General features: G+C 72.4%; 22 protein-coding genes. 13 read left to right on the top strand and 9 right to left on the bottom strand.

The window, feature by feature from the left end; all coding sequences use genetic code 11:
• From AOK00_RS05550 to AOK00_RS05535, 4 genes are all read left to right on the top strand, one after another.
• Positions 1–1,371: an ABC transporter substrate-binding protein gene (locus AOK00_RS05550; RefSeq protein WP_055599191.1), complete on the top strand. Its 1,371-nt coding sequence runs from the start codon at positions 1–3 to the stop codon at positions 1,369–1,371.
• Positions 1,368–2,276: an ABC transporter permease gene (locus AOK00_RS05545; protein WP_055599190.1), complete on the top strand. Its 909-nt coding sequence runs from the start codon at positions 1,368–1,370 to the stop codon at positions 2,274–2,276. Before AOK00_RS05550 ends, AOK00_RS05545 begins: the two co-directional genes overlap by 4 nt.
• Positions 2,273–3,058 (top strand): ABC transporter ATP-binding protein, encoded by a 786-nt coding sequence (locus AOK00_RS05540; protein WP_173861508.1) that lies wholly within the window; start codon positions 2,273–2,275, stop codon positions 3,056–3,058. Before AOK00_RS05545 ends, AOK00_RS05540 begins: the two co-directional genes overlap by 4 nt.
• Before the next feature lie 82 nt (positions 3,059–3,140).
• Complete coding sequence (locus AOK00_RS05535) at positions 3,141–5,876, top strand: fumarate reductase/succinate dehydrogenase flavoprotein subunit (RefSeq protein WP_173861507.1); 2,736 nt, start codon at positions 3,141–3,143, stop codon at positions 5,874–5,876.
• Positions 5,877–5,889: 13 nt separating this feature from the next.
• Here the strand turns inward: AOK00_RS05535 and AOK00_RS05530 are convergent, their stop codons facing one another.
• A complete protein-coding gene (locus AOK00_RS05530) occupies positions 5,890–6,456 on the bottom strand; it encodes a GNAT family N-acetyltransferase (protein ID WP_055599189.1) in 567 nt (188 codons plus the stop codon).
• A gap of 141 nt (positions 6,457–6,597) precedes the next feature.
• Between AOK00_RS05530 and AOK00_RS05525 the strand changes: the two genes are divergently transcribed.
• Positions 6,598–7,431 (top strand): VOC family protein, encoded by an 834-nt coding sequence (locus AOK00_RS05525; protein ID WP_055599188.1) that lies wholly within the window; start codon positions 6,598–6,600, stop codon positions 7,429–7,431.
• Positions 7,432–7,516: 85 nt separating this feature from the next.
• On the opposite strand, the gene AOK00_RS05520 is transcribed toward AOK00_RS05525, so the two are convergent.
• Positions 7,517–8,983: an MFS transporter gene (locus AOK00_RS05520; protein ID WP_055599187.1), complete on the bottom strand. Its 1,467-nt coding sequence runs from the start codon at positions 8,981–8,983 to the stop codon at positions 7,517–7,519.
• A 124-nt stretch (positions 8,984–9,107) separates the two neighbouring features.
• Here AOK00_RS05520 and AOK00_RS05515 point away from each other — a divergent pair, with 124 nt between their 5' ends.
• Positions 9,108–9,575: a MarR family winged helix-turn-helix transcriptional regulator gene (locus AOK00_RS05515; RefSeq protein ID WP_055599186.1), complete on the top strand. Its 468-nt coding sequence runs from the start codon at positions 9,108–9,110 to the stop codon at positions 9,573–9,575.
• A 21-nt stretch (positions 9,576–9,596) separates the two neighbouring features.
• Here the strand turns inward: AOK00_RS05515 and AOK00_RS05510 are convergent, their stop codons facing one another.
• Positions 9,597–9,959, bottom strand: coding sequence for a DUF2568 domain-containing protein (locus AOK00_RS05510; RefSeq protein ID WP_055599185.1), 363 nt, complete (start codon positions 9,957–9,959; stop codon positions 9,597–9,599).
• 225 nt (positions 9,960–10,184) lie between these two features.
• Between AOK00_RS05510 and AOK00_RS05505 the strand changes: the two genes are divergently transcribed.
• Complete coding sequence (locus AOK00_RS05505) at positions 10,185–13,208, top strand: carbohydrate binding domain-containing protein (RefSeq protein ID WP_055599184.1); 3,024 nt, start codon at positions 10,185–10,187, stop codon at positions 13,206–13,208.
• Between the two features lie 32 nt (positions 13,209–13,240).
• Here AOK00_RS05505 and AOK00_RS05500 read toward each other — a convergent pair whose 3' ends face one another.
• Together AOK00_RS05500 and AOK00_RS05495 are read right to left on the bottom strand one after the other, a co-directional pair.
• Positions 13,241–13,807, bottom strand: coding sequence for a TetR/AcrR family transcriptional regulator (locus tag AOK00_RS05500; protein ID WP_055599183.1), 567 nt, complete (start codon positions 13,805–13,807; stop codon positions 13,241–13,243).
• Positions 13,808–13,814: 7 nt separating this feature from the next.
• Positions 13,815–14,177: a DUF1304 domain-containing protein gene (locus AOK00_RS05495; RefSeq protein ID WP_030313028.1), complete on the bottom strand. Its 363-nt coding sequence runs from the start codon at positions 14,175–14,177 to the stop codon at positions 13,815–13,817.
• Positions 14,178–14,437: 260 nt separating this feature from the next.
• On the opposite strand from AOK00_RS05495, the gene AOK00_RS05490 reads away from it, so the two are divergent.
• From AOK00_RS05490 to AOK00_RS05480, 3 genes are all read left to right on the top strand, one after another.
• Positions 14,438–16,219, top strand: coding sequence for a S8 family peptidase (locus tag AOK00_RS05490; protein ID WP_055599182.1), 1,782 nt, complete (start codon positions 14,438–14,440; stop codon positions 16,217–16,219).
• A gap of 233 nt (positions 16,220–16,452) precedes the next feature.
• A complete protein-coding gene (locus AOK00_RS05485) occupies positions 16,453–17,364 on the top strand; it encodes an AurF N-oxygenase family protein (RefSeq protein WP_055599181.1) in 912 nt (303 codons plus the stop codon).
• Between the two features lie 33 nt (positions 17,365–17,397).
• Positions 17,398–19,056 carry an FAD-dependent oxidoreductase gene (locus AOK00_RS05480; protein ID WP_055599180.1) on the top strand — a complete coding sequence of 553 codons (1,659 nt, stop codon included), beginning with the start codon at positions 17,398–17,400 and terminating at the stop codon, positions 19,054–19,056.
• A gap of 90 nt (positions 19,057–19,146) precedes the next feature.
• On the opposite strand, the gene AOK00_RS05475 is transcribed toward AOK00_RS05480, so the two are convergent.
• Together AOK00_RS05475 and AOK00_RS05470 are read right to left on the bottom strand one after the other, a co-directional pair.
• The gene (locus AOK00_RS05475; RefSeq protein ID WP_055599179.1) at positions 19,147–19,725 is read right to left on the bottom strand and encodes a Type-2Aa cytolytic delta-endotoxin; all 579 of its coding nucleotides are present in this window, start codon (positions 19,723–19,725) and stop codon (positions 19,147–19,149) included.
• Between the two features lie 119 nt (positions 19,726–19,844).
• Positions 19,845–20,684 carry a LysR family substrate-binding domain-containing protein gene (locus AOK00_RS05470; protein ID WP_079041850.1) on the bottom strand — a complete coding sequence of 280 codons (840 nt, stop codon included), beginning with the start codon at positions 20,682–20,684 and terminating at the stop codon, positions 19,845–19,847.
• A 64-nt stretch (positions 20,685–20,748) separates the two neighbouring features.
• Between AOK00_RS05470 and AOK00_RS05465 the strand changes: the two genes are divergently transcribed.
• Together AOK00_RS05465 and AOK00_RS05460 are read left to right on the top strand one after the other, a co-directional pair.
• Positions 20,749–21,150, top strand: coding sequence for a DUF5997 family protein (locus AOK00_RS05465; RefSeq protein ID WP_055599177.1), 402 nt, complete (start codon positions 20,749–20,751; stop codon positions 21,148–21,150).
• A 153-nt stretch (positions 21,151–21,303) separates the two neighbouring features.
• A complete protein-coding gene (locus AOK00_RS05460; protein ID WP_055599176.1) occupies positions 21,304–22,245 on the top strand; it encodes a universal stress protein in 942 nt (313 codons plus the stop codon).
• Between the two features lie 82 nt (positions 22,246–22,327).
• Here the strand turns inward: AOK00_RS05460 and AOK00_RS05455 are convergent, their stop codons facing one another.
• Positions 22,328–23,011 carry a formylglycine-generating enzyme family protein gene (locus tag AOK00_RS05455; RefSeq protein ID WP_055599175.1) on the bottom strand — a complete coding sequence of 228 codons (684 nt, stop codon included), beginning with the start codon at positions 23,009–23,011 and terminating at the stop codon, positions 22,328–22,330.
• Between the two features lie 120 nt (positions 23,012–23,131).
• Between AOK00_RS05455 and AOK00_RS05450 the strand changes: the two genes are divergently transcribed.
• Positions 23,132–23,929, top strand: coding sequence for a VOC family protein (locus tag AOK00_RS05450; RefSeq protein ID WP_055599174.1), 798 nt, complete (start codon positions 23,132–23,134; stop codon positions 23,927–23,929).
• 59 nt (positions 23,930–23,988) lie between these two features.
• On the opposite strand, the gene AOK00_RS05445 is transcribed toward AOK00_RS05450, so the two are convergent.
• Positions 23,989–25,509 carry a hypothetical protein gene (locus tag AOK00_RS05445; protein ID WP_055599206.1) on the bottom strand — a complete coding sequence of 507 codons (1,521 nt, stop codon included), beginning with the start codon at positions 25,507–25,509 and terminating at the stop codon, positions 23,989–23,991.
• Positions 25,510–25,596: the final 87 nt, after the last annotated feature.

Raw genomic sequence — 25,596 nt, 5'->3', positions numbered from 1 at the left:
ATGTCCCGAGGAAGACTTCCGCTGCTCCACCGCCGGGGAGCCGGCCGGCTCGCCCTCCCCCTCGCACTTCTCCTGCCGCTCGCCACCGCCTGCGGCGGGACCGACACCGCAGGCTCGTCCGACGGGAAGACGGTCACGGTGACCGTCGGCTACCAGTCGAAGACCATCAACACCGTCACCGCCGGCACGCTGCTGCGTTCCCTCGGCCACTTCGAGGAGGAGCTCGCCGACCAGGGCCGTGAGGACGGCGTCACCTACCGGGTGGTCTGGCAGGATTACGCGACCGGGGCGCCCATCACGGCGCAGATGACGGCGGGGAAGATCGACATAGGTTCGATGGGCGACTTCCCGCTGCTGATCAACGCGGCGCGCGGGAAGCAGCTCAAGGAGCCGACACGGCTGGTCGCGATCACCGGCTACAACCTGCGCGGTGGCCTCAACACCGTTGTCACCGCCCCTGGTTCGTCGCTCGGGTCGCTCGCGGACCTGAAGGGCCGCAAGGTGTCCACCAGTGTCGGTTCGGCCGCCGACGGCACGCTCGTACGGGCGCTGCGGCGTGCCGGGGTCGACCCCGCGAAGGACATCCGCAAGCTCAACCAGCAGCCGAGCGTGGGCGCTTCGGCCCTGTCGGCCGGAAGCGTCGACGCCCTGTCCCAGTTCGTCGCCTGGCCGGGCCTGCTCGCCTTCCAGGGCAAGGCGACGGCGCTGTACGACGGCGCCGACCTCAACCTGCCGACCTTCCACGGGGTCACCGTCCGCGAGGAGTTCGCCCAGCGGCGCCCCGCCGTCCTCGACGCCTTCCTGCGGGCGCAGAACCGCGCCACGGACCATCTGCGGAAGCAGCCGGTCGCCGCCGCCGAGACGGTCGCGAAGGAGACCGGGCTGCCCGCCGAGGTGGTCTACCTCTACAACGGCGCCCAGGGCATCGCGACCTTCGACCCGGCGCTCCGCCCGGAGCTGATCGCCGCGCTCAAGGAGGACGTGCCGGTCCTCAAGGAGGCCGGTCTGGTCACGGACGTCGACGTGGACGCGTTCGTCGACCCGGCGCCGCTGCGCAGGGCGGTGCCGGACCTCGCGTATCCGAAGGCGGCCGGTCCGAAGTCCGAGCTGTGGCTGAAGGGCCGGAGCTCGATCCGTACCTTCGACACTCCCGCCGCGCTCCTCAAAGCCGTCAAGGGTGCCTCCGTGCGGGCCGCCTACGTGCCGGACGCGGTGACGGGGACGCTGTGGTTCGCGGACCGGGCGGTGTGGGTCAGCGACGGCGCCGCGTGGCGGGCCTTCGTCACCCGCTCCGGCGCCGAGCGGTACGTCTCCGGGCACGCCGGCGCGCGCATCGTGCCGTACGCGGACGCCGTGAGGCTCGCGTCATGAGCGCGGCAAGCCGCCGCACCGGCGCCACGAGCGCCGGTCGCCGGCTGGTGCGGGTGGCCTCCCCGCTCGCGGCGCTCGGGATCTGGCAGCTGCTGACCTCCTACGACGTCAATCTGTGGCTGCGGTTCGAACAGTTCCCCACGGTCGTCGAGGTCGCCTCCGCCCTCGGGGACCGGATCGGCACCGAGGCGTACTGGCAGGATCTCGGCCACAGTCTGCGCCGGATCGCGGTCGGCTTCCTCCTCGCCGCCGTCCTCGGGGTGGCGGCCGGGACGGCCGTCGCCCGCTCCCGATGGGCCGCCGACATCCTGGGCCCGCTGGTCGAGGTGGTGCGGCCGATCCCGGCCATCGCCCTCGTGCCGGTCGCGATCCTGCTGCTCCCCAGCAACGAGCAGGGCATCGTCTTCATCACCTGCGCCGCGGCCCTCTTCCCCGTCCTCGTGTCGACCCGGCACGCCGTCCGCGCCCTGAACCCGGTGTGGGAGGAGGCGGTGCTCACCCTCGGCGGGAGCCGGGCGCGGGTGCTGTTCTCGGTGGTGCTGCCGGGTGCCCTGCCGGGGATCTTCGGCGGTCTGTCGGTGGGCATCGGCGTCTCGTGGATCTGTGTGATCTCGGCGGAGATGATCTCCGGCGAGTACGGGGTGGGCTATCGCACCTGGCAGGACTACACGGTCGTCGACTACCCCGGTGTCTTCGTCGGCATGGCCACGATCGGCGCCCTGGGCTGGCTCACCTCCACCGCGGTGGAGACGCTGGGCCGCCGGGTCACGGCGTGGCTGCCGCGCCCGACCGCACGGGTCCCGGCGGGCGTCCCCGCCCGAGCGGCCGGTACGCCCGCATCCATCGCGTCCGCTTCCGCGTCCGTGTCCGCTGTCCGTCGCCCCGAGAAGGAGCCGGTTCCATGAGCACCGTGAGCCCGTCCGCCGTGTCCGCGAAGCCGTCCGCGCCGACGGCACCGACGGCCTCCGCCGGCGCGGAACTCGCCCTGCACGGCGTCCGTCTCGGCCACCCCGACGGGGTCGCCGTGCCCGGCCCCGTGGACCTTCGGATCGCCCCCGGCGAACTGCTCACCGTGGTCGGCCCGTCGGGCTGCGGCAAGACCACCCTCCTGCGCACGCTCGCCGGCCTGCTGCCCCCGCTGGAGGGGCGGGTCACCCAGGACGGGGAACCGATCCGCCGGCCGGGCGCCGACCGTGCCCTGGTCTTCCAGCACGACGCGCTGCTGCCCTGGCGTTCGGTCCGCGCCAATGTCGAACTGCCCCTGGCCATCCGGCGGGTGCCCCGCGCCGAGCGGCGCGGCTCGGCCGAGGAGTGGCTGGAGCGGGTCGGTCTCGGCGGGCACGCGCGCAAGCTCCCGCACCAGCTGTCGGGCGGGCAGCGGCAGCGCGTCCAGCTGGCCCGGGCCCTCGCGGCCCGCCCCCGGGCCGTCCTGATGGACGAGCCGTTCGGCGCGCTCGACGCCCACACCCGCGCCGGGATGCAGGACCTCCTGGTGGAGATCCTGCGCGGCACGGGCGCGACCGTCGTCTTCGTCACCCATGACGTCGACGAGGCGATCCATCTCGGCGACCGGGTCGCCCTGTTCGCGACCGGTGACGTCCTGGGCGTCCCGCACCCGCGTGTGCGGGACGCCCGGCAGGCGCCGGACACGGCCGCGCTGCGCCGCCGCGTCCTCGACTCCCTCTGACGCGCGTCCACGAAGCCGCCCGCGACCCCGCGCACCCCGCATCCCGTCCTCCCCTGTTCCCCGAAGCTTCGAAAGGCGTCCCATGGGCAGCCCCGTCGTCCCCCTGACCGTGCCCGATCTCGCCGACGCGACCGAGCTGTCCTGCGACGTGCTCGTCATCGGCGGCGGCACCGCCGGCACGATGGCCGCGCTGACCGCCGCCGAGCGCGGGGCGAACGTCCTGCTCCTGGAGAAGGCCCACGTCCGGCACTCCGGCGCCCTCGCCATGGGCATGGACGGCGTCAACAACGCGGTCGTGCCGGGCCGCGCCGAGCCCGACGACTACGTCGCCGAGATCACCCGCGCCAACGACGGTCTGGTGGACCAGTCGACGGTCCGCCAGACGGCCACCCGGGGCTTCGGCATGGTCCGGCGCCTGGAGTCGTACGGGGTGAAGTTCGAGAAGGACGAGCACGGCGAGTACGCGGTCCGGCAGGTGCACCGGTCCGGTTCGTACGTGCTGCCGATGCCCGAGGGCAAGGACGTCAAGAAGGTCCTCTACCGGCAGTTGCGGCGACGCGAGATGCGGGAGCGGATCCGGATCGAGAACCGGGTCATGCCGGTCCGCGTCCTCACCCACCCCGAGGACGGCCGGGCGGTCGGCGCGGCCGGGTTCAACACCCGCACGGGCGAGTTCGTGGTCGTCCGGGCGGGGGCCGTGATCCTCGCCACCGGCCCCTGCGGACGCCTCGGCCTGCCCGCCTCCGGCTATCTGTACGGCACGTACGAGAACCCGACGAACGCCGGCGACGGGTACGCCATGGCGTACCACGCCGGTGCGGCGCTCACCGGGATCGAGTGCTTCCAGATCAACCCCCTGATCAAGGACTACAACGGCCCTGCCTGCGCATACGTCGCCAATCCCTTCGGCGGCCACCAGGTGAACCGGCACGGTGAGCGGTTCGTGGAGTCCGACTACTGGTCGGGGCAGATGATGGCCGAGTTCGCGGCCGAACTCGCCTCGGACCGGGCCCCGGTGTACCTGAAGCTGAGTCATCTCCCCGAGGAGACCATCGGCGCGGTCGAGTCGATCCTGCACACCACGGAGCGGCCCACCCGCGGCACCTTCCACGAGGGCCGCGGGCACGACTACCGGACCCACGACATCGAGATGCACATTTCGGAGATCGGCCTGTGCGGCGGTCATTCGGCGTCGGGGGTACGGGTGGACGCCCACGCCCGGACGACCGTGCCACGCCTGTACGCGGCCGGCGACCTGGCCTCCGTACCGCACAACTACATGATCGGCGCGTTCGTCTTCGGTGACCTGGCGGGGGAGGACGCCTCCCGGTACACGGCGTACGAGGGCGAGTTGGAGCAGGAGCAGCTCGTGGCCGCCCATGAGCTCGTCTACCGGCCGCTGCGTCATCCGGAGGGTCCGCCGCAGCCCCAGGTCGAGTACAAGCTGCGGCGGTTCGTCAACGACTACGTGGCGCCGCCGAAGACGGGCGCGAAACTCTCCCTGGCCGTCGAGGCGTTCGACCGGATGTCGGAGGAGATCGCCGGGATGGGGGCGCGCACGGCCCATGAGCTGATGCGGTGCGCCGAGGTGTCGTTCATCCGGGACTGCGCCGAGATGGCCGCGCGGGCCTCGCTCGCCCGGACCGAGTCGCGCTGGGGTCTCTACCACGAACGGCTCGACCACCCGGAGCGGGACGATTCCGGCTGGCTGCACCACCTCGATCTGCGCAAGTCCCCCTCGGGGGCGATGGAGTTCACGGCGCGTCCGGTGGAGCCCTACCTGGTTCCGGTGCCCGAGTTCGCGCCGCCGGGTGGTCCCGAGCGGCACCTCGGCGAGGTGGAGCTGGTGCCGGTCGCCACGGCCGGCCCCCGGGACACGGCTCCGGCGGCGCGCCCGCACACGGACACCCCGGCGCCGGTCGAGGTTCCGGCGGTCGCGTCACCCCACCCCCGGCTGCTCCGGCTCCTGTCCCTCGTCGAGGAGTCCCCCGATCTCGACGCGCTCGGCCCCTACCTGGACGACCGGGATCCGGCCGTACGGGCCGCCGCCGTGACGGCCCTCGGCGAGACCGCGCCGACCGGCACCGGCCCCGTGCTCGCCGCCCGGCTGCGGGACGACTCGCCGCTCGTCCGCGCCGCCGCCTCGGCCGCCCTGCGCGAGCTGGTCGAGGTGCTGCCCGCCGAGCCGGAGCTCGGCGCCGGCCTGCGGGAGGCTCTCGCCGTGCCCGACGCGGCCGTGCGGTCCGCCGCGTTGGAGGTCCTCCGGGCCCTGCGGCTCGGGGACGCGGGCCTGTACGGCGGGGCGCTCGCCGACGCGACCGTCGAGGTACGCGTCCAGGCCGTCCGGGCCCTGGTCTCGGTGGACGCCGTCGCGGAGCTCGCGGTGGCGGCCGCCGATCCGGCCCGTGAGGTCCGGGTCGCGGTGGCCCGGGGGCTGGCGGCCGTACGGAATCCGGCTCCGGAGCCGCTCGGGCCGCTGCTCGACGACACCGACCCGCTGGTCCGGGGGGCCGCGCTCGCCGCCCTGGCCGGAACCGGGTGCCCGGCCGGCTACGCCACGCGCGCCGAGGCCGCCCTCGGCGATCCGGCCTGGCAGGTCCGCTCGGGCGCCGCGACCGCGCTGCGGGCCGCCGCGGCCGGCCCGGCCGTCCCCGCGCTCACGAAGGCGCTCGCCGACGCGAACGCGGACGTCCGGAAGGCCGCCGTCCTCTCGCTCCTGGTCCACCGGGCCGACCCCGAGGCACGGACGGCACTCGCCGGTGCGTCGGACGACCCCGACGCGGACGTACGCGCCTACGCGGCCCGCGCGGCGCGCTGAGCCCGGCGCGGGGTCAGGGGAGGACCGCCGTGTGGAGGTGCTGGGCGCGCGGCCGGGCGGGCGGGGCGGCGGGAAGCGTTCCGGTGAGGAGGAAACCGCAGGCGAGGGCGGTCCGGCACGATCCCTCGTTGCCGACGGCGTGCACGAGTTCCGGGGTGCGTCCGGCGAAGGGGCCGTCCTCGTCCGCGACCCAGCGGGCGACGCGGGTCAGCGCCCGGGAGGCGATCCCGCGCCCGCGTGCCCGCGGCGCGGTCCAGTAGCCGACGCGTACGGCTGTCGCTCCCTCGCCGGTGACGGCGATGTGGCCGAGCGGCGCCGTGCCGCCCGCCGCCGTGTCCTCGACGATCGCGAAGGCCGCCCGGGTCCCGGCGGCCCAGCCCTCGTTCTGGGCGTCCACCCACGCGCGTGCCTGCCGGGTGGTGTCCAGATGGGTGGCGAGCCAGGCGCGCAGTTGCGGGTCCCGGTGATGGCGTACGAGCGGCTCGGCGTCCTCGTACGTCCAGGGCCGCAGCAGGAGCGGCGGGGTGGACGGGGCCGTTCGGTTCCCGGTTTCGCGGAGTGGGGGCTGCGTGCTGCTCATGCCCGGACGCTATCCCCCCTCACGGGGGCCGGCGCACCCGGGCGTGTGGTGTTCGGCGGCATCGGGGTGAGTGCGCGCATGCGGGGCGGCGGTTCGGGGAAGGGGCGCACGACGCACGCAGCGAGCAGGACGGAACAGGAGGTGGTGCCGGTGTCGGGGCCGACGACCGGAGAAGTGGTGGGAGCGCCGTGCTGGCTCAGTCTCACCGCGCGGGATCTCGACGCGGCGGAGCGCTTCTACGGTGCCGTGCTGGGCTGGACGTTCCGGCGGGACGACGATGGGGACCGGGAGTACGCGGTGGGGCGGCTGGACGAGCAGCCCGTGGCGGTGATCGCCGCGGTGGCGGCCGAGCTGTCCGTGCGGGTGTCCTGGACGGCGTTCTTCACGGTGGACGACGTGGACCAGGCGGTGGCGCGGATCCGGGAGCGCGGCGGCACGGTCGGCGTGGGGCCGGTCGGCTACCCGCCGCACGGTCGGGCGGCGCTCGCCGCCGACCGCGAGGGTGCGGCGTTCGGCGTCTGGGAGGGGCGGACGGGGAACCGTCTGCACATCGGCATGCGCTCGGCGCCGGCCTGGCTGGAGCTGCACACCCGGGACGCGTTCGAGGCGGCGGTGTTCTACGGGGAGGTGCTGCGCTGGGCGGACGAGGCCCCCGCCGGTTTCGAGGTGTCGTACGAGCAGGACAAGGTGGTGCTGCGCCGGGACGGCGAGGCCGTGGCCCGGCTGAACAGCGGGCCGGTCGAGTCCGGCTCGCCCCGGCCGCAGCTGCGGCCGCGCTGGCTGGTGCGGTTCCGGGTGCCGGATCCGGAGGCGGCCGCGGTGGCGGTGGTGGCCTACGGCGGGACCGTGGTGCCCGGCGGCGACTGGGGCGGGGTGCGTGGTCCCGAGGAGGCCGACGGGCGCCGGGTCGTGGTGGTCCGGGACCCGGAGGGTGCGCTGTTCGCGTTGGATGCGGCGGGGGACGACAAGGTCTGACCGGCGGTCCGCCGGGACCGGTGGGCGGTACGGGCCCCGGGTCGCTTCCCGGGGATCCGCACCGCCCGCTGCGCGGTCGGGCGGGTCAGGCGGCGGCCTCGGTGGCGGCGCGCGGCACGGTCCCCGGTTCCGTACCCGCCGGGTCGCCGAGCGGCGTGGCGGCGGGCCTGCCCGGGATGAGCGCGGCGACGACCGCGGCCACAAGGCCGACGCCGCAGCCGATGAGCATGGCGACGCGGAAGCCGTCCTCGGACGGCAGCGCGTGGCCGCCCAGGGTGGTGGTCAGCTGGGCGAGGACGACACCGATCACGGCGGCGGAGACGGAGGTGCCGATGGACCGCATCAGGGTGTTGAAGCTGTTGGCGGACGCGGTCTCCTCCTGCGGGACGGCGCCCATGATGAGCGCCGGCATGGCGCCGTAGGCGAGTCCCACACCGGTGTTGCAGATGAGGGTCACGACGAGCAGGCCCCAGGTGGTGCCCATCAGGGCGAGTGAGGATCCGTATCCGGCGGCGATGACGAGGGCGCCGACGGAGAGGGTGACCTTGGGGCCGCGGGCGGCCGAGAGCTTGGCGCCGAGAGGTGCGAGGACCATCATCATCAGGCCCGCCGGAGCCATCCAGAGGCCCATGGCCATCATCGACTGGCCCAGACCGTAACCGGTCGCCTCGGGCAACTGGAAGAGCTGCGGGACGACCAGGGACTGCGCGTACATGGCGAACCCGACCAGGATCGACGCCAGGTTGGTCATCAGGACGACCGGGCGGGCGGTGACGCGCAGGTCCACGAGGGGGTCGCGGGTACGCAGTTCCCACCGGCCCCAGGCGAGCAGGACGACCACGGCGACGGCGAAGAGGCCGAGGGTGGTGCCGCTGCCCCAGCCCCAGGTCGCGCCCTTGGAGACGGCGAGCAGCAGGGCGACGAGCCCGACGCCGAGGCCGAGCGCTCCCGGTACGTCGAAACGGCCGGCCGCGGCGGCGCGGCGCCCGGCGGGGGCGACGCGCCAGATCAGGGCGCCGACCACGAGGCTGAGGGCGGCGGCGACCCAGAAGAGGACGCGCCAGCTGGCGTTCTCGGCGACGGCCGCGGAGAACGGCAGGCCGAGGGCGCCGCCGACGCCCATGGAGGCGCTCATCAGGGCGATGGAGCCGCCCAGCTTCTCGGGCGGGAGGATGTCGCGCAGCAGGCTGATGCCGAGCGGGACGACGCCCATGCCGAGGCCCTGGAGACCGCGTCCGATGATCATCGGGACGACGGAGGAGGCGAGCGCGCAGACCACCGAGCCGACGATCAGCGGGATCACGGAGACGAGGAGGACCCGCCGCTTGCCGAGGGTGTCGCCGAGCCGGCCGGCCACCGGGGTGGCGACGGCACCCGCGAGCAGGGTGGCGGTGATCACCCAGGAGGCGTTGGACGCCGTGGTGTCGAGCAGCCTGGGGAGGTCGCCGATGAGCGGCACCACCAGGGTCTGCATGAGTGCGGCCACGATGCCCGCGAGCGCGAGGACGCCGACGACGCCTCCGGGTCGGGCGTCGGGCTTGGTGCCGTCCACGTGTTCTCCCTCGATCGTCCACGGCGGTCGTCCACCATGGCTCCATATGCATAGTGCACATTAATGGTGTCATACACAAGGAATGCATGATGCATATTCGATCACGGCGAGGGACAATGGCCTCATGGACAAGCCCGAGGACAAACCCCTTCACCTGGTCGAGTTCGAGACCATGCTGCTCGGTCGGCACGCCCATCTGTACGCACCCCGCTCCCGGGCCGCCGGCGGCCACCTGGACCGCAGCGCGTACGTCCTGCTGAGCCGCATCCGCATGCACGGACCGATGTCCATCGGGCAGCTCAGCGAGGCCTTCGGGCTCGACGCCTCCACCCTCAACCGGCAGACCGCGGCGATGCTGCGCGCCGGGGTCGTGGAGCGCATCCCCGACCCGGACGGCGGGATCGCCCGCAAGTTCCGCATCACGGAGGAGGGCGAGCGGCGCCTGGAGGCCGACCGGAACTCGAACATCGCGGGACTCGACCGGGTCATGGAGCACTGGTCACCGGAGGACGTGACCCGCTTCGCGGCCTTCCTGGAGCGCTTCAACCGGGACATCGAGCGGCTGGAGGGGCGCCCCTGGCCACGCCCCTGACGGGCCGGCCGTGACTCCCCGTCAGAACCCCTCGCGGCCGCGGCGGTCGAGCGTCACGAGGGCCGTGTTGACCACGACGACGACGGCGAAGGCGGTCGCCCAGCCGGGCCGCTCCAGGACGACGAGGGCCGCCGCCGCGGCACCGAACACCAGCGCCTTCACGGCAAGGACACCCGCCAACGACACCCGGAACCGGGCCTTCGGGGCGGCGAAGAGCCCCCACAGGACGGCCGCCGCCGCGGGCGCCGCGACAGCGAGCAGGAGGCGCGGAGCGAGCGACTCCGCGCTCCCCCATCCCCACCACGCGAGGACGGCGAGGGCCGCCAACTCCAGGAGGAAGGCCAGCATTTCGTCGACCACGCGCAGCGGGCCGGGCAGCTTCATCGATCGCCTTCCTTCGTCAACGACGTGAGCCACAGGGGCGATCACACTTCCACACTTTCACACCTCCGGTCTTCGTCAGAACCCTTTACGACGGAGAGAGGCAGCGATACGTTCCGGCCACGCAAGATGTTTCTGCAAGTTTCCGACAGCGTTTCCAGAGGGCTTCGAATCCCGTCCCGGGGCAGAGCTCTGCCCGGCGACGCGCGGTCCCGCATGGAGATCCGGATGACACGCACCCATGGCCTGACACGTACCCACAGACGACGCCTGCCCCTCGGGCCGACGGCCGCCCTGGCGGTCGCCGCCGGCATACTCGGCCTGGTGGCCGCGCCGTCCGGCGAGCCCTCCCCCGGCACCGGACCGCGCACGGCCCCGGTCGCCGCCACCGCCGAGAACACGACGACGGTGTTCTACTGGACGAAGACCAGGAACTGGTCGCTGTACAACCTCCATTGGGCCCCGGACGGCGGCTCGTGGACCGCCGTCCCCGGCGTGGCCATGGAGGCAGCCTGTACGGACTGGGTGAAGAAGACCGTCACCCTCGGAGCGGCCACCGGTCTCCGGGCGACCTTCAACAACGGCAGTGGCACCTGGGACAACAACGGTGGCAGGAACTACGCCCTCGGCACCGGCGCCGTCACCGTCAAGGACGGGGTGATCGCCCACTCCGACCCCTGCGCCGGCACCGAGCCCGCACCGACCCCGACGCCGGGCGCGAAGGCCACCGTCTACTACTCGACCGAGGCGCTGGGCTGGCCGACCGCCAACATCCACTACCAGCCGGCCGGTGGCGCCTGGACCACGGTCCCCGGCGTCGGCATGCAGTCCGCCTGCGCCGGCTGGTGGAAGCGGGAGGTCGACCTCGGCACGGCCGGCTCCCTCAAGGCCGCCTTCAACAACGGCAACGGCATATGGGACAACAACGGCGGCGCCGACTACGCGATCGGCACGGGCGTCAGCACCGTACGGAACAACACGGTGACGGCGAACGCGGCCGACCCGTGCGCCGCCGAGGTGCCCGACACCCAGGCCCCGACCGTCCCCACGAAGGTCACCGCCGCCGCGGACGGCATCTCGGTCCTGCTCACCTGGGACCCCGCCACCGACAACAGAGGCGTGACCAAGTACCAGGTCACCCGGGTCGGCGGCAGCGGCGGGACGATCGTCACCGATGTCGGCTCGACCGTGTTCTCCGACACGGGCCTCGCCGAACGGACCGCGTACACCTACACGGTGAAGGCCGTGGACGCGGCGGGCAACGTCTCCGCCGCCTCGACCCCCGCGACGGCCACCACCGGGGCCAAGCCGGCCGACCCCGCGACCGGGAAGCCGCTCGGCACCGACCCGCGCAAGGACCCGATCTACTTCGTCCTCACGGCCCGCTTCAACGACGGTGACCCGTCCAACAACCGCGGTGGCGGCCAGCACGTCAAGTCGGGCAACGCCGCCAACGACGACCCCATGTTCCGGGGCGACTTCAAGGGCCTCGTCCAGAAGCTGGACTACGTCAAGGGCCTCGGCTTCTCGGCGATATGGGTGACCCCGGTGGTCCTCAACCGCTCCGACTACGACTACCACGGGTACCACGGCTACGACTTCTACAAGGTCGACCCGCGCCTGGAGTCGGCCGGCGCCTCCTACCAGGACCTGATCGACGCCGCCCACGCCAAGGGCATGAAGATCTACCAGGACGTCGTCTACAACCACTCCTCGCGCTGGGGCGCCAAGGGCCTGTTCACACCCACCGTGTACGGCGTCCGGGACAGCCAGTGGAGCTGGTACTACGACGAGAAGCAGCCCGGTTTCGAGTACGACGGCCTGACGATCGACGCGAAGTCCGGCAAGTCGTACTACAACGGTGACCTGTGGTCGACGGCCGAGCCGACCGGCAACACCTGCCTCAACTGGGGCAAGCCCACCGGCGGCAAGAGCGCCGAGGGCTACACGGTCTACAACTGCCAGTGGCCGAGCCCGACGTCCGGGATGTTCCCGAAGGCGCTGTTCCACCAGTGCTGGATCGGCAACTGGGAGGGCGAGGACTCCCGTTCGTGCTGGCTGCACGAGGACCTTGCCGACTTCAACACCGAGAACCCGACCGTCCAGAACTATCTGATCGGCGCCTTCGACAAGTACATCGACATGGGGGTCGACGGCTTCCGCGTCGACACGGCCGTGCACATCCCGCGCACCACCTGGAACCGTCTTTTCCTGCCCGCCATCCAGGAGCGGGTGACCCGGAGCCACGGCGCCGAGGCCGCGAAGAACTTCTTCGTCTTCGGCGAGGTCGCCGCCTTCGTGAACGACAAGTGGAACCGCGGCTCGGTGAACCACTCGGCGCAGTTCTTCACCTGGAAGGAGCGCAAGGAGTACGACGCGGACGACACGAAGGCCGCGCTGGAGATGTACGACCACGAGCAGCAGCTGGGCACGGGCGGCCAGCCCACCTCCACCAACGCCTTCCTGAACGGGAACAGCTACCACACCCCCGACCACAGCCGCTTCTCGGGCATGAACGTCATCGACATGCGCATGCACATGAACTTCGGTGACGCGTACAACGCCTTCTCCAACGGCAAGGACTCGGACGACAGTTACAACGACGCCACCTACAACGTCGTCTATGTCGACAGCCACGACTACGGCCCCAACAAGTCGAGCGAGCGGTACACCGGCGGCACCGACGCCTGGGCCGAGAACATGTCCCTGATGTGGACCTTCCGCGGCATCCCGACGCTCTACTACGGCTCCGAGATCGAGTTCCAGAAGGGCAGGAAGATCGACTGCGGGCCGTCCTGCCCGCTGGCCACCACCGGCCGGGCGTACTTCGGCGACCACGTCGCCGGCTCGGTCACGGCCTCCGACTTCTCCCAGGTCTCCGCGGCGTCCGGCGCGGTCGCGACGACGCTCGAACAGCCCCTGGTGAAGCACGTGCAGCGGCTCAACCAGATCCGGCGGGCGATCCCGGCGCTCCAGATGGGCCAGTACTCCACCGAGGGCATCTCGGGCGGCATGGCGTTCAAGCGCCGCTACACCAGCGGGAGTACGGACAGCTTCGCCCTGGTCACGATCTCGGGCGGCGCCACGTACACGGGCATCCCGAACGGCACGTACACCGACGCGGTCACCGGCGACGTGAAGACCGTCTCCGGCGGCACGCTCTCGGTCGGCGCACCGGGCAAGGGCAACCTGCGGGTGTACGTCCTGAACGGCCCCGGCAGGATCGGCACGGCGGGCCCGTACCTGAAGTAGGACCGGCGGCCCGGCACCTGAACGAGCCCGGGCTACCCCAGCGGCGTGCGGTGCAGGGTGACGAGCAGGCGCCAGACGTGGTGGGCGATCCGGTCGGAGTCGCCCTCCACCAGGCCGTGCAGCCAGTCGGCTAGCACTCCGGCGAAGGTCGCGGCCACGGCCGAGGCGATCAGTTCCGGCTCGGGAGCCCCGGCCAGGCTGCGCTCGTGGAGGCTGCGGGCCCTCAGGTCCTCGTGGAGCACGAGGCCGAGCGGCCCGCCGCCGCCCGGCCGCAGCAGGGCGCGGTAGAGGCCCGTGTGCGGGGCGAGTTCGGCGAGGAAGGCGAGCAGCGCGGGCGGCGGGGACGCCGGGTCGGGGGTGCCGCGCCAGGCGTGCAGGGCGTCCACCGCGTCGCGGACCACGTCGGCGCAGGCGTCGACGGCGAGCGCCTCCAGGTCGCCGTAGTGGACGTAGAAGGTGGCACGGCCGACGCCGGCCCGGCGTACGAGCGTGGCGATGGTGACGTCGGCCAGCGGGCGCTCGGCGCACTCGTCGAGGAGGGCCCGGCGCAGCTTGGCCCGGGTCCTGGCCGCCCGGGGGTCTCCCGGTGTCGCGGTCACGGCCGGATCACCGGCTCAGCAGGACGGCGCCGAGGGCGAGCGCTCCCGGAAGCGCCTGGGCGACCAGGATGCGGCGGTTGGCGGTGAGACCGCCGTACAGACCGGCGATGACGACGCAGCCGAGGAAGAAGACCTGGACCCGGAAGCCGGTCGGGTCGTCGGCGATCAGGCCCCAGACGAGTCCGGCGGCGAGGAAGCCGTTGTAGAGGCCCTGGTTCGCGGCGAGCGGCGCGGTGGCGCGGGCCATGTCCGCGTCGAAGCCGGAGAGGCCGCGCCCCGGCTTCTTCTCCCACAGGAACATCTCCAGAACCAGGATGTAGGCGTGCAGGGCGGCCACCAGGCCCACCAGCACGTTCGCCGTCGTCTCCACCGTCGTCTCCTCACCGTTCAGCCAGATTTCCTGGACAGGTGTCCACTGTACATGGACATCTGTCCAGCAAATCGCCCCGATCGGTCAACAGTGCGTAACGCGAACGGGCTTCTCGGACTGAACGCTTCCTTCCGCCCCGCGAGTCTGGGATCTTGCGTCCACCCCACACATCACAGGGCCCGGCGGGCGCCACCCGCGCCACCGGGTCATCGGAGGACGCATTGTTTTCCCTCATATCCAGCCGGTTGAGAACGTCGGCCATGGCCGCCGCGGCGCTCGGTACGACCGTGGCGCTCGCCGCTCCCGCGGGATTCGCCCAGGCAGCACCGACCGACACGGAGCCCGTCGCGGCCCGTTCGGCGGGGGCGACGCAGAGCACGACGACACCGGCAGCGGCTCCGGCCGCCTGGGCCGCGGGCACCCGCGCGTACCTGGTGATCACGGCCCCCGGCGGCACCTCGGCGGTCAGCGGCGCGGTCACGGGCAACGGCGGTTCGGTCTTCGCCGCCTATGACGCGATCGGCGTGATCGTGGCCCACTCGACGTCCGCGTCCTTCGCCTCGGCGATGCGCACCGTCAGCGGTGTCCAGCAGGTCGGGGCGACCCGCACCTCGGACGTCCCCGCCGACGCCTACAACCCGGCGCTCCCGGCCAACCCGTCGCAGTCGACCACCACGCTCACGGAGTCGAACCGCTGGGACATGACGCAGATCAAGGCCGAGCAGGCCTGGGCGGTCACCACCGGTTCGGCGACGGTGAAGGTCGGCGTCCTCGACACCGGCGTCGACGACCAGCACCAGGACATCGCGCCCAACTTCAACGCCGCCGACTCGGCCTCCTGCGCCTACGGCAAGGCGGACACGCGCGCGGGTGCCTGGCGTGACGTCGGCACCCACGGCACGCACGTCGCGGGCACGATCGCGGCCGCCAAGAACGGCAAGGGCGTCATCGGCGTCGCGCCGGGCGTGAAGATCTCCTCCGTCCGCATCGCGGAGCCGACCAGCAGCCTGTTCTTCGCGGAGAACACGATCTGCGGCTTCATGTGGGCCGGTGACCACGGCTTCAAGGTCACCAACAACAGCTACTACACGGACCCGTGGCAGTTCAACTGCCCGGACAACCTGGACCAGGCCGCCATCATCGAGGGTGTCCGCCGGGCGCAGGTGTACGCCGAGGGCAAGGGTTCGCTCCAGGTGGCCGCCGCCGGCAACTCCAACTACGACCTGGCGAACAAGACGACCGACTCCGAGAGCCCCAACGACTCGACCCCGGTCACCCGCACCATCACCAACGCCTGCATCGACATCCCGACGGAGCTGCCGGGCGTCGTGACGGTCGCCTCGCAGGCCAGCGGCGGCGCCAAGGCCTCGTACTCGAACTTCGGCAACGGCGTGATCGACATCGCCGCGCCGGGCGGCGACGGTGCCACCCAGGTGTACTCGACGCTGCCGGGCGGCAAGTACGGCAACATGAGCGGCACCTCGATGGCCTCCCCGCACGTGGCGGGTGTCGCGGCGCTGATCGCGAGCACCAACCCGACCTTCACCCCGGCGCAGATCCGGGACCAGCTGGGCGTCCAGGCCAATGACCGCGCGTGCCCCTCGGACACCCGCTGCAAGGGCACCACGACCAAGAACGGCTTCTTCGGTGAAGGCGCGGTCGACGCCCTGAAGGCCGTCGGGGGCACCACCCCGCCGCCCGGCGCGTACTTCGAGAACCTCGCCGATGTGACGATCGCCGACAACACGACGGTCGAGAGCCCGATCACGGTCAGCGGCGTGACGGGCAACGCCCCGGCCACGCTCAAGGTGGGCGTGGACGTCAAGCACACCTACATCGGCGACCTGAAGGTCGACCTGGTGGCTCCGGACGGCACCGTCTACACGGTCCACAACCGGACCGGCAGCGGCACGGACAACATCGTCCAGACGTTCACGGTCAACGCCTCCGCGGAGGTCGCGAACGGGGTCTGGAAGCTCCGGGTCAACGACAACGCGAGCCAGGACACGGGCAGGATCGACGCCTGGAACCTGACCTTCTGAGTCCGAGCCGCCGAGCCTGACCTCACGGGGCCGGCCTTCTGACTGAGTGTGACCCCTCGACGGGGCCGGAACCCACTGGGTTCCGGCCCCGTTCGCATGCCTGCGGGAAAAAGTGCGTACCGAGGGGTAGGCCTGCCCGGGAGCCTTGCTATACGTTCCGTCTAACAAGCTTGCTAGACATGAAGTCTAATAAGTGCCCGAGCCGCCGATCGCGCGATCCAAGGAGCCGCACCATGGCACACAGCACCGTTCGACCGGAGAACGAGGGTCGGCACGACAGCTCCACGGCCGAGCGGCTGCTCCGGTCGGCCGCGAAGCTGTCGTACGACCCCGCCGTCGAGGTCGACTGGGACACGCCCCTCGACAAGGACTTCCACGGCCAGAGCCCCGAGTGGAACTCCCTCTACGGCACGGACTACTGGAACGAGATGACCGAGGAGCAGCGCAAGGAGCTGACCCGGCAGGAGACCGCGTCGGTCGCCAGCACCGGCATCTGGTTCGAGATGATCCTCCAGCAGATGGTGCTCCGCGACATCTACCTCCTGGACCACACCGACCCCCGGTTCCAGTGGGCCCTCACCGAGATCGCCGACGAGTGCCGGCACTCGATCATGTTCGCCCGGGGCTCCCAGAAGCTCGGCGCGCCCGCGTACCGGCCCCGGCGGGCCGTCCTCGAACTCGGACGCTTCATGAAGACCGTCGGCTTCGGCGAGGCCGCGTACGCCGGAATCCTCGTCGCCGAGGAGGTCCTCGACGTCATGCAGCGCGACTGGATGCGCGACGAGCGGGTCGTCCCCTTCGTCCGCACCATCAGCAACATCCATGTCGTCGAGGAGTCCCGGCACATGAAGTTCGCCCGGGACGAGACGCGCCGCGCCCTCGCCCGCGCGAGCAGGGCCCGCCGGCACTTCCAGGCGCTCGTCGTCGCCATCGCCGCCTACTACATCATCACCAGCCTGGTGAACCCGGAGGTGTACGAGCGGGCCGGACTCGACCCGGAGCGGGCCCGCCGCGAGGCGGCCGCCAACGAGCACTACAAGGCACAGCTGCGCGCCAGTTGCTCCGGACTGATGGAGTTCCTGGCCGATGTCGGGATGCTGACCCGGCCCGCGCTCTTCTTCTACCAGCGCGCCCACCTCGTCTGACCCCTCCGAGCCGAGCAGAGCAGAGCCGACGACATGACCTACGCGATCACCCAGACCTGCTGCAACGACGCCACCTGCGTCGCCGTCTGCCCGGTCAACTGCATCCATCCGACGCCCGAGGAGCCGGACTTCGGCACCACGGAGATGCTGTACATCGACCCCGAGGCCTGCATCGACTGCGGGGCATGCGCCGACGCCTGCCCCGTCGACGCGATCTTCCCGGCGGACCGGCTCACCGCACGGCTGCGGGAGTACGAGGACGTCAACGCCGCGTACTACGCGGACCGGACGCCCGCACCGGTCCTCGCCTCACCCAACTTCCACCCGTGGGGCGGGCCCTCGTTCCCCCGCTCGCTGCCTTCCGACTTCGCCCCGCTGAGGATCGCGGTCGTCGGCACGGGTCCCGCGGGCATGTACGCGGCCGAGGACCTCCTCCTGCACACCAACGCCGAGGTCACCCTGATCGACCGGCTGCCGGTGGCCGGCGGACTCCTGCGGTACGGCGTGGCGCCCGACCACCCGGCGACCAGGGGCGCCGGAGAGACCTTCGCCCGCTTCCACACCCACCCCCGGGTCCGGATGCGGCTGGGCGTGGAGATCGGCAAGGAGGTCACCGTCGAGGAACTCGCCGCGCACCACGACGCGGTGGTCTACGCGGTGGGCGCTCCCTCCGACCGGCGGCTCGGCATCCCGGGCGAGGACCTGCCGGGCAGCGTCCCGGCGACCTCGGTCGTCTCCTGGTACAACGCACACCCCGAGACCGGCGCGGACGCCGTCCCGCTCACCGCCGGGCGGGTCGTCGTGGTCGGCAACGGCAACGTGGCGCTCGACGTCGCCCGGGTCCTCGTCACGGATCCCGACGCCCTCGCCGGTACGGACATCGCCGACCACGCCCTCGCCGCCCTGCGCGGCACCCGGGTGCGCGAGGTGGTGCTGCTCGGCCGCCGCGGCCCGGAGGACGCGGCGTACACGGGCTCCGAACTGCTCGCCCTCAAACACCTCCCGCAGGTGGACCTGGTCGTCGACGACCGGGACCCGCGCACCGGCGCGAGCGTGGACGCGGCGGCGGACGGGGAGAAGGCCGCGCTGCTGCGGGGCGTGCCGCGGGAGACGGTGGACTGGACGCGGCCCCCGGCAACGGACCGGCGCCGCATCGTGCTCCGCTTCCACTCCGCCCCGGTCGAGGCCGTCGGCACCGACGCCGTCCGCGCGGTCCGGGTCACGGAGGACGGATCACCCTCCGGTACGGAGATCGAGGCGGGTCTCCTCGTCCGGGCGATCGGCTACCGGGGGGTCCCGCTGGCGGGGCTGCCCTTCGACGAGGCGACCGGGACGGTGCCGCACGAGGCCGGGCGGGTGGCCGGGCTGCCCGGCGGCTATGTCGTCGGCTGGATCAAGCGGGGGCCCACCGGCGGCATCGGGGCCAACCGGGCCTGCGCGGAGGAGACCGTCGGGACGCTGCTCGCGGACGCGGTCGCCGGCGCACTGCCGAAGCCGACGGGCACGGCACGGGAGTTCCGCCGGCTGGCACGGAGGCGCAGCCGCCATCTCGTCGACGCGCGCGGTCTCGCGGCCATCGACCGGACCGAGCGGGCGAAGGGGCAGGACGCGGGTCGCCCCCGGGTCAAGCTCGCCACGGTGCCGGAGCTCGTCGCGGCGGCGCGGGGCGTTCGCCGGCGCCTGAAGGCCTGAAGGGCCGAAGGCCGAAGGGGCTGCAGGGGTCGCAGGGGTCGCAGGTCCGGCCCGGGACGGCGGGCCGGCGATCCCTCGCGACGTGGGACGTCAGGCCACGAGGTCCAGGGCCTGGCGGACCACGATCGCGTTGAGCCGGACCGCGAACGGCACGATGTCCGTCAGCTCCAGGGCGACGGCCCGCTCCTTCGGCAGCTCGACGGTCACGTCGACGCAGAAGGCCAGGGCGTACATGTGCTCCCCGGTCTCCTCGTCCTGCAGGGCGAAGAACAGGTCCCGGTAGAACCGGGTCCGCTCCCCCGACTCCTCGTAGAAGGAGAGACCGGGCTGCCCCTCCTGCGCGGCGAGGCCGGTGAAGGCCTGGACGAGCTCCCGCTCGACGGTGGCCCAGAACCCGGCCTCCGCGCACTCCGGCGGAAGCGCCTGCCGGACGGCCTCCTTGAGGGAGAGGACCATGACCAGGACGGGGGCGTACTCCTGGAGCCCCCAGCCCCGTACCATCTTCACCACGGTGCTGTCCGGGACGGCCGCGGCGGCCTCCCGTATCGCCTCGAAGTCGAAATTGACGGTCGCCGGCGCGATCGCCTCCTGGAACACCCGGTCGATGGACCGGGCCTGCGCGAGATGATCCGGTCCCACCTCGACGACGGTCCTGAAACTGGCGGCCAAAGCTCCTCCTGCGTGATCTCGATGATCAGGAGGGGTCAGTATGCCGAGCGCATGCCCGTCGGAGCGGGCCCCGTCCGCCGTACGGACGGAGCGGGCCCGGGACCACGGGCAGCAGGGGCTCAGGACCGCTTGCGGGGCTTCCCGCCGGTCCGGCCCCGGCCCGAACCCCCGGCGCCGCCGGGCTTGCGGGCAGCGGGCTTGCCCGCCGTACGCGAACCGGCACCCGGCTTCCCGGACCGGCCGGGTTTGGCGCCGGACTTCCGCTCCTTCTGGTCCTTCGGCTGCTTCTGGCCCTTCTGGGCCTCGGCGCGGCGGCCCCGGGTGCTGTTCACCGTGCGGCCGCGCACGATGCCGATGAACTCCTCCACCAGGTCGGGCGCCTCGTCCGCGGCCTGCCACGACAGGGCCACCCGCGACTGCGGGACCTCGGTCAGCGTCCGGTAGGTGAGGTCCTTGCGGTGGTGCAGCCGGGCGAGCGACTGCGGCACGGCCAGCACGCCGACGCCCGCCGCGACCAGCTCGATCGCGTCGGCGGTCGTCGCGGGGCGCTCGTTCGCCGGAAGGCCGGGCGGCCGCTCCCAGCCGAGGGTGTCGTCGAGCGGGTGCAGGACGAGCTCCTCGGCGAGGTCCTCGACCGTGACCTCCTCCGCCGCCGCGAGCAGGTGGTCCTTGGGGACGACGACGACCGTCGTCTCCGTGTAGAGCGGGATGGCGCTCAGGTCGTCCCGGTCGACGGGGAGCCGGACCAGACCGGCGTCGGCCGTGCCCTCACGAAGGGCGCCGAAGGCTTCGGCGGGCGTCAGGGCGAGCAGCGTCAGGGGTACGTCGGGCAGGCGCTCGTTCCAGACCCGCACCCACTTCGAGGGCGTCACTCCGGGCACGTAGGCGAGCCTGAAGGAGGAAGGGGAGGAGGAGGGGAAAGAGGGGGAATCCGCGGGGGAAGCGTCCGAGCCTGTCACTCCGCCAGGTTACCGGTAGCTGCCGTGGTCGGAACTCGCCCGCACGCTCGATACCCTTGGCACCATGACGTCGCACCAGAGCACCCAGACGATGAAGCCCGCCACCGCGGCGAAGAAGCTGGGTGTGTACCTCGAGGCCACCCCCGCAGAGTTCCAGGAGGGTGTCGTCTCGCGCACCGAGCTGAACGAGCTCCAGGCCAATCCCCCGGCCTGGCTCCAGGAGCTCCGGAAGAACGGTCCGCACCCCCGCCCCGTGGTCGCGCAGCGGCTCGGCATCTCCATCGCCGGTCTCGCCCGCGGTGGCATCACCGACCCGCTCACCACCGAGCAGATCGAGGAGCTCCGGCAGGAGCTCCCCGAGTGGCTGCAGAAGGAGCGCGCCACCCAGGCGGAGGTCCGCAAGGAGACCGTCCGCATCAAGGAGCGCGACGCGGAGCGCGCGGAGCGCCGCCAGCAGGGCGCCTGACCGCTCCACCGCCGACAGGCCGCTCGACCGCTTCACCGCCGGACCGGTCCCGATGGTTTCCCCCTCGGGCCGGTCCGGTGCCGTTTCCCCCCCACCGGGCCGGACGTGACCTGACCGGTGTGGCGCACGCCTGGGCGCGGGAGTCATTCCCGCATGAGTGACACGAACACCGCGTCCGAGCCGCCGGTCGTCGTCGGCGTGGACGGGTCCGAGCACAGTCTCCGGGCCCTCGCATGGGCCCTGAGCGCCGCCGATCACCTGGGGTCACCGCTGGTCGTGGCCCATGTGCGCTCCGACGCCCTCCAACTCGGCGCCGCCCGCATCGCCTCCCTCGGGCCCTCCCCCGAACTGCCCGACGCGGTCATGGCGGCCGTACGGACGGTCGTCGAGGAGCACGGGCACGACATGCCCGTACGGTACGAGTCGCTCGACGGCTCCGTGACCGACGCCCTGCCGGCGGCGGCCCGGGGCGCGCGGCTCCTGGTGACCGGCTCCCGCGGGCACGGCGGCTTCGCGAGTCTGCTGCTCGGCTCGACCAGCCGTACCCTCGCCGCGACGGCGCCCTGCCCGCTCGTCGTCGTCCCGCACGAGGCGCGTGCGGCCGCCCTGGAGGGCGGGGCGGAGGCGGGCCGGGTACTGCTCGGGCTGCACCCGGAGGAGACTCCTGACGAGGTGGTGACCTTCGCGTTCGAGGCGGCGCACCACCGGGGCGTACCGCTGGAGGCCGTCACGGCCGTCCGGCTGCCCCCTCAGCCGACCAGCCTCGTCGTGGCCCCCGCCCCGGCGCTCCAGGTGCCACCGCCGCTGCCCCTCGCGGACGCCGCGGAGGCGTTCGTACGGGAGGCGGAGCGGGAGCAGGAGGAGCGGCTGCGGCCCTTCGCCACTCGGTGGCCGAAAGTCGGGCTGGTCGCGACGGTGGTGCCGGCGGACGCGGCGGGCCTCCTCGTGGAGGGCTCGCGGGACGCCGGTCTGCTGGTCGTGGGCCGGCACCACCGGCACCGGTTCGGCTCGCTGCTCGTCGGCTCGGTGGCCCACGCCGTGCTGCACCACGCGCACTGCCCGGTCGCGGTGGTTCCGCCCGTGCCCCGGGCCTGACGGATCCGCCTCCGCCGTCGGACGGGCCGTTCCACCGCCACACGCTCGGCCGGCTGCGGCGCCGACCCCGCCTCCGGCTCGTTCAGCCGGGAAGGGTGCGGGCGAGCCGGAAGCCCACGTCGTCGATCCGCAGGGTCGGGTGGCTGCGGCGGCGGACCGAGGCGCGGCAGCTCCAGTGCTCGTCGAACCAGCCGCCGCCGCGCAGCACCCGGTAGCCGCCGTAGACCTCGGGGTCGTACACGTCCCAGCACCACTCCCAGACGTTGCCCAGCATGTCGTGGAGACCCCAGTCGTTGGGCCGGCGGCCGCCGGCCTCGTGGAGGCGTTCGCCGGAGTTGCCTCGGTGCCAGGCGATCTCGTCGAGCGGGCCGTAGCGCGGCTCCGTGGTTCCGGCGCGGCAGGCGTGTTCCCATTCGGCCTCGGTGGGGAGGCGGTAGCCGTCGGCGGACCGGTCCCAGTCCGGCGCCTCGGCCTCGGCGTCGTCCGCCGGGACCCGGTAGGCGGGGCGGAGCCCCTCGCGTACGGACAGTGCGTCGCAGAAGCGGATCGCGTCGCCCCAGGACACGCCTTCGACCGGCAGCCGGTCGCCGTGCGCGGTGCTCGGCCTCGCGCCCATGACCTGCTCGTACAGTCCCTGCGTGACGGGGACGGCGGCCAGGGCGAACGGGCGGACGTCGACCGCCCAGCTCCGCTCCGTCCGCCGGTCCGAGAGCGTGACCCGGCCCGCCGGTACCTCGATCATCGCGTGGTCCCCCTGTGTCCTCATGGCCTCGATGGTCGCAGCATTCGGAACGGGGGCGCGTCGTGTCACCGAGCGGGGCGGGGCGGGCGTGACTAGCGTGGCTCACAGGAACACATCATCGAATCGGAAACGGGAGTCACCGTCATGGCCGTACGACCTGAAGGCACGCCTGTCTGGGCCGACGCGATGTTCAAGGACGTCGAGGTCGCCAAGACGTTCTACGGCGACGTGCTCGGCTGGACCTTCGGCGAGTCCTCCACGGAATATGGCAACTACACGCAGGCGTACAAGAACGGGAAGGCGGTCGCGGCCGTCGTCCCGCCGATGCCGGGCCAGGACGGCGAGACCCAGTCGGCCTGGTGTCTGTACTTCGCCTCGCCCGATGTCGCCGCCACGGCGGAGAAGATCAAGGCCGCGGGCGGCACCGTCCTGATGGAGCCGATGCAGGTCGGCGAATTCGGGTCGATGTGCCTCGCGCAGGACCCGGCGGGTGCGACGTTCGGCGTCTGGCAGGGCGGGCGGCACGAGGGCTTCGAGCTGGAGGGTGAGAGCGGCTCGTACGTCTGGGCCGAGGTCTTCACCCGGGAGCCGGCGAAGGCCGACCCCTTCTACACCGCCGTCTTCGGCTACAACTCGAAGAAGATGATGGACGAGAAGATGGACTACCGGGTCTTCGACCTCGGCGCCGACCCGGTGCTCGGACGCATGCTGATGACGGCTGAGGACTTCCCGCCGGAGATCCCCTCGTACATCCAGCTGTACTTCGCCGTCGACAACTGCGACAAGGCCGTGGAGGCGGCCGAACGCCTCAACGGGCGGAAGGTGTTCGGGCCGATGGACAGTCCGTTCGGCCGCTTCGCGGCGATCCTGGACCCGGAGGGTGCCGCGTTCGCCGTGATCGACGTCAGGACCACCGTCGGCGAGATGCCCGAGATGGTCTGACCGGTGCGGGAGACCGCGAGCCGCCCCGGGATCCCGGTCCCGGGGCGGCGCTGTGCGGGTCAGTCGCTGTCGCGGACCGCGACGATGCCGTTGAAGACGCCGACGTACGCGGTGCCGTCGGGGCCGAGGGTGATCGGGGCCCAGTTGTTGTCGTACGCGAGGCCGGTGCCGGTGAAGCGGCTGAAGACCCTGGCGCCGGTGCGGAAGTCGACGGCCGTGAGGTACCAGGCGTCGATGCCCCACGAGTTGGGGCGCTTCTCGTAGAAGTAGAGCAGTCCGTTGGCGGTGGAGAGCTTGGGCACGGTCGAGGGCGAGCGGACGTCGCTCTCCCAGACGGTGTCGCAGCCACTGCCGTCGGCGCGGACGTCGATCCGGGTCGCGCCGCCGACGACGCTGCGACCGAGGAGGAGCGAACTCGGGTTCTCGTAGCCGTAGTTGTTCTCGACGACGAGGCTGTTGCCCCAGCTGATCAGGGAGTTGTCGGTGGTGGAGGCCCCCGGCCCGAAGACCGGCACCTTGCAGACGAGGCGCTCGGCGGCGGGGACGCCGACGCCCCGGCGGTAGACGAGGACGTTCATCCGGTCGTCGGCGTTGTCGGTGATGGCGACGTACTCGCCATGGAGACCGAAGAGGTCGGGAGTGGTGCCCGAACCCTGGTTCACCGAGCCGGGCTTGGTGCCGGTCCCGCGGTCGTACGTCTCGCGCCAGCGCACCCGCGGGACGCCGTCCGCGTCGGCGTCGAAGCTGTACAGGGCGTGGTCGGTGACGAGGGAGACACCGTCCTCGGCGACGGAGAAGGAGTTCTGGATCTCCTCGCCGTCGAGGCGGATCGCGCGCAGCGCGCCCGTCGCCGGGTCGACGGTGCCGACGCGGCCGAGGCGGGTGACCCACCAGACGCGGCCGTCCCAGTCCGGCATGACGGAGGTGACGGGGTCGCAGACGCCGCTGGGGAAGAGGTTGGTCCAGCTGACGCAGTCGTGCGGGACGAGGGAGGTGAGGTCCCAGTCGTTCTCGACGACGAACTCCCAGGTTCCGTCCGTCCTCTGACGGTGTGCGATGCGCTGGATGTGCTGCCGGGAGTCGGCGAGGACGACGCGGTCCTGGTTGTCGAGGTAGAAGTAGGCTCCGCCGGAGGTGTCCTTGAAGATCTTCTCGAAGTCGAGGCGGGTGATGGCCTCGACGGTGGAGGAGCGCTGCGGCAGCTTGTACTCGGCGAGGGTGTCCAGGGTGCGGGGGTCGAGCAGCTTCAGCAGGAAGCCGTTGAAGGTGCCGCACACGGTGACGAGCCGGCCGCCGGAGTCGAAGGTCACGGTGGCGCACTCGCCACCCACGGGGGCGATCTTCTCGCTGTCGACCTGCGGGTCGCGGCCGAGGGGCCCGGAGTACGGGTGGGTGCCGCTGCCCGCGCCGTCGGCGTGCATGCCGCTGCGTCCGTTGGGGGCGAGGTACGGGTGCTGGGCGGTGCCCTTGCCCGGCACGGGCCGTGCGGTGGCGGGGGCGCCCTCGTAGTGCTCCACCAGGCGGTGGCCGAGGCCGAGGGGGATCTCCTGGGCCTGGGCGACGGGGGCGGACCCCACCATGACGGCGGCGGCGAGCGCGATCAGCGTGAGCGCGCGGGCTCGTCTTCGGGGCGGGTGCGTGGCCAATGCGGCTCCTCGGGTTGCTGA

Source organism: Streptomyces aureus, from assembly GCF_001418135.1.
Taxonomy (GTDB): domain Bacteria; phylum Actinomycetota; class Actinomycetes; order Streptomycetales; family Streptomycetaceae; genus Streptomyces; species Streptomyces aureus_A.
The sequence above is the reverse complement of the archived record's forward strand: the minus strand, read 5'-3'. Positions and strand labels throughout refer to the sequence as shown.

What these genes read in the sequence shown, in the direction of transcription:
- AOK00_RS05550 (WP_055599191.1), top strand. Translation starts at nt 1, where the DNA reads ATGTCCCGAGGAAGACTTCCGCTGCTCCACCGCCGGGGAGCCGGCCGG.
- AOK00_RS05545 (WP_055599190.1), top strand. Translation starts at nt 1,368, where the DNA reads ATGAGCGCGGCAAGCCGCCGCACCGGCGCCACGAGCGCCGGTCGCCGG.
- AOK00_RS05540 (WP_173861508.1), top strand. Translation starts at nt 2,273, where the DNA reads ATGAGCACCGTGAGCCCGTCCGCCGTGTCCGCGAAGCCGTCCGCGCCG.
- AOK00_RS05535 (WP_173861507.1), top strand. Translation starts at nt 3,141, where the DNA reads ATGGGCAGCCCCGTCGTCCCCCTGACCGTGCCCGATCTCGCCGACGCG.
- AOK00_RS05530 (WP_055599189.1), bottom strand. Translation starts at nt 6,456, where the DNA reads ATGAGCAGCACGCAGCCCCCACTCCGCGAAACCGGGAACCGAACGGCC.
- AOK00_RS05515 (WP_055599186.1), top strand. Translation starts at nt 9,108, where the DNA reads ATGGACAAGCCCGAGGACAAACCCCTTCACCTGGTCGAGTTCGAGACC.
- AOK00_RS05510 (WP_055599185.1), bottom strand. Translation starts at nt 9,959, where the DNA reads ATGAAGCTGCCCGGCCCGCTGCGCGTGGTCGACGAAATGCTGGCCTTC.
- AOK00_RS05505 (WP_055599184.1), top strand. Translation starts at nt 10,185, where the DNA reads ATGACACGCACCCATGGCCTGACACGTACCCACAGACGACGCCTGCCC.
- AOK00_RS05490 (WP_055599182.1), top strand. Translation starts at nt 14,438, where the DNA reads ATGGCCGCCGCGGCGCTCGGTACGACCGTGGCGCTCGCCGCTCCCGCG.
- AOK00_RS05485 (WP_055599181.1), top strand. Translation starts at nt 16,453, where the DNA reads ATGGCACACAGCACCGTTCGACCGGAGAACGAGGGTCGGCACGACAGC.
- AOK00_RS05480 (WP_055599180.1), top strand. Translation starts at nt 17,398, where the DNA reads ATGACCTACGCGATCACCCAGACCTGCTGCAACGACGCCACCTGCGTC.
- AOK00_RS05465 (WP_055599177.1), top strand. Translation starts at nt 20,749, where the DNA reads ATGACGTCGCACCAGAGCACCCAGACGATGAAGCCCGCCACCGCGGCG.
- AOK00_RS05460 (WP_055599176.1), top strand. Translation starts at nt 21,304, where the DNA reads ATGAGTGACACGAACACCGCGTCCGAGCCGCCGGTCGTCGTCGGCGTG.
- AOK00_RS05455 (WP_055599175.1), bottom strand. Translation starts at nt 23,011, where the DNA reads ATGAGGACACAGGGGGACCACGCGATGATCGAGGTACCGGCGGGCCGG.
- AOK00_RS05450 (WP_055599174.1), top strand. Translation starts at nt 23,132, where the DNA reads ATGGCCGTACGACCTGAAGGCACGCCTGTCTGGGCCGACGCGATGTTC.
- AOK00_RS05445 (WP_055599206.1), bottom strand. Translation starts at nt 25,509, where the DNA reads ATGGTGGGGTCCGCCCCCGTCGCCCAGGCCCAGGAGATCCCCCTCGGC.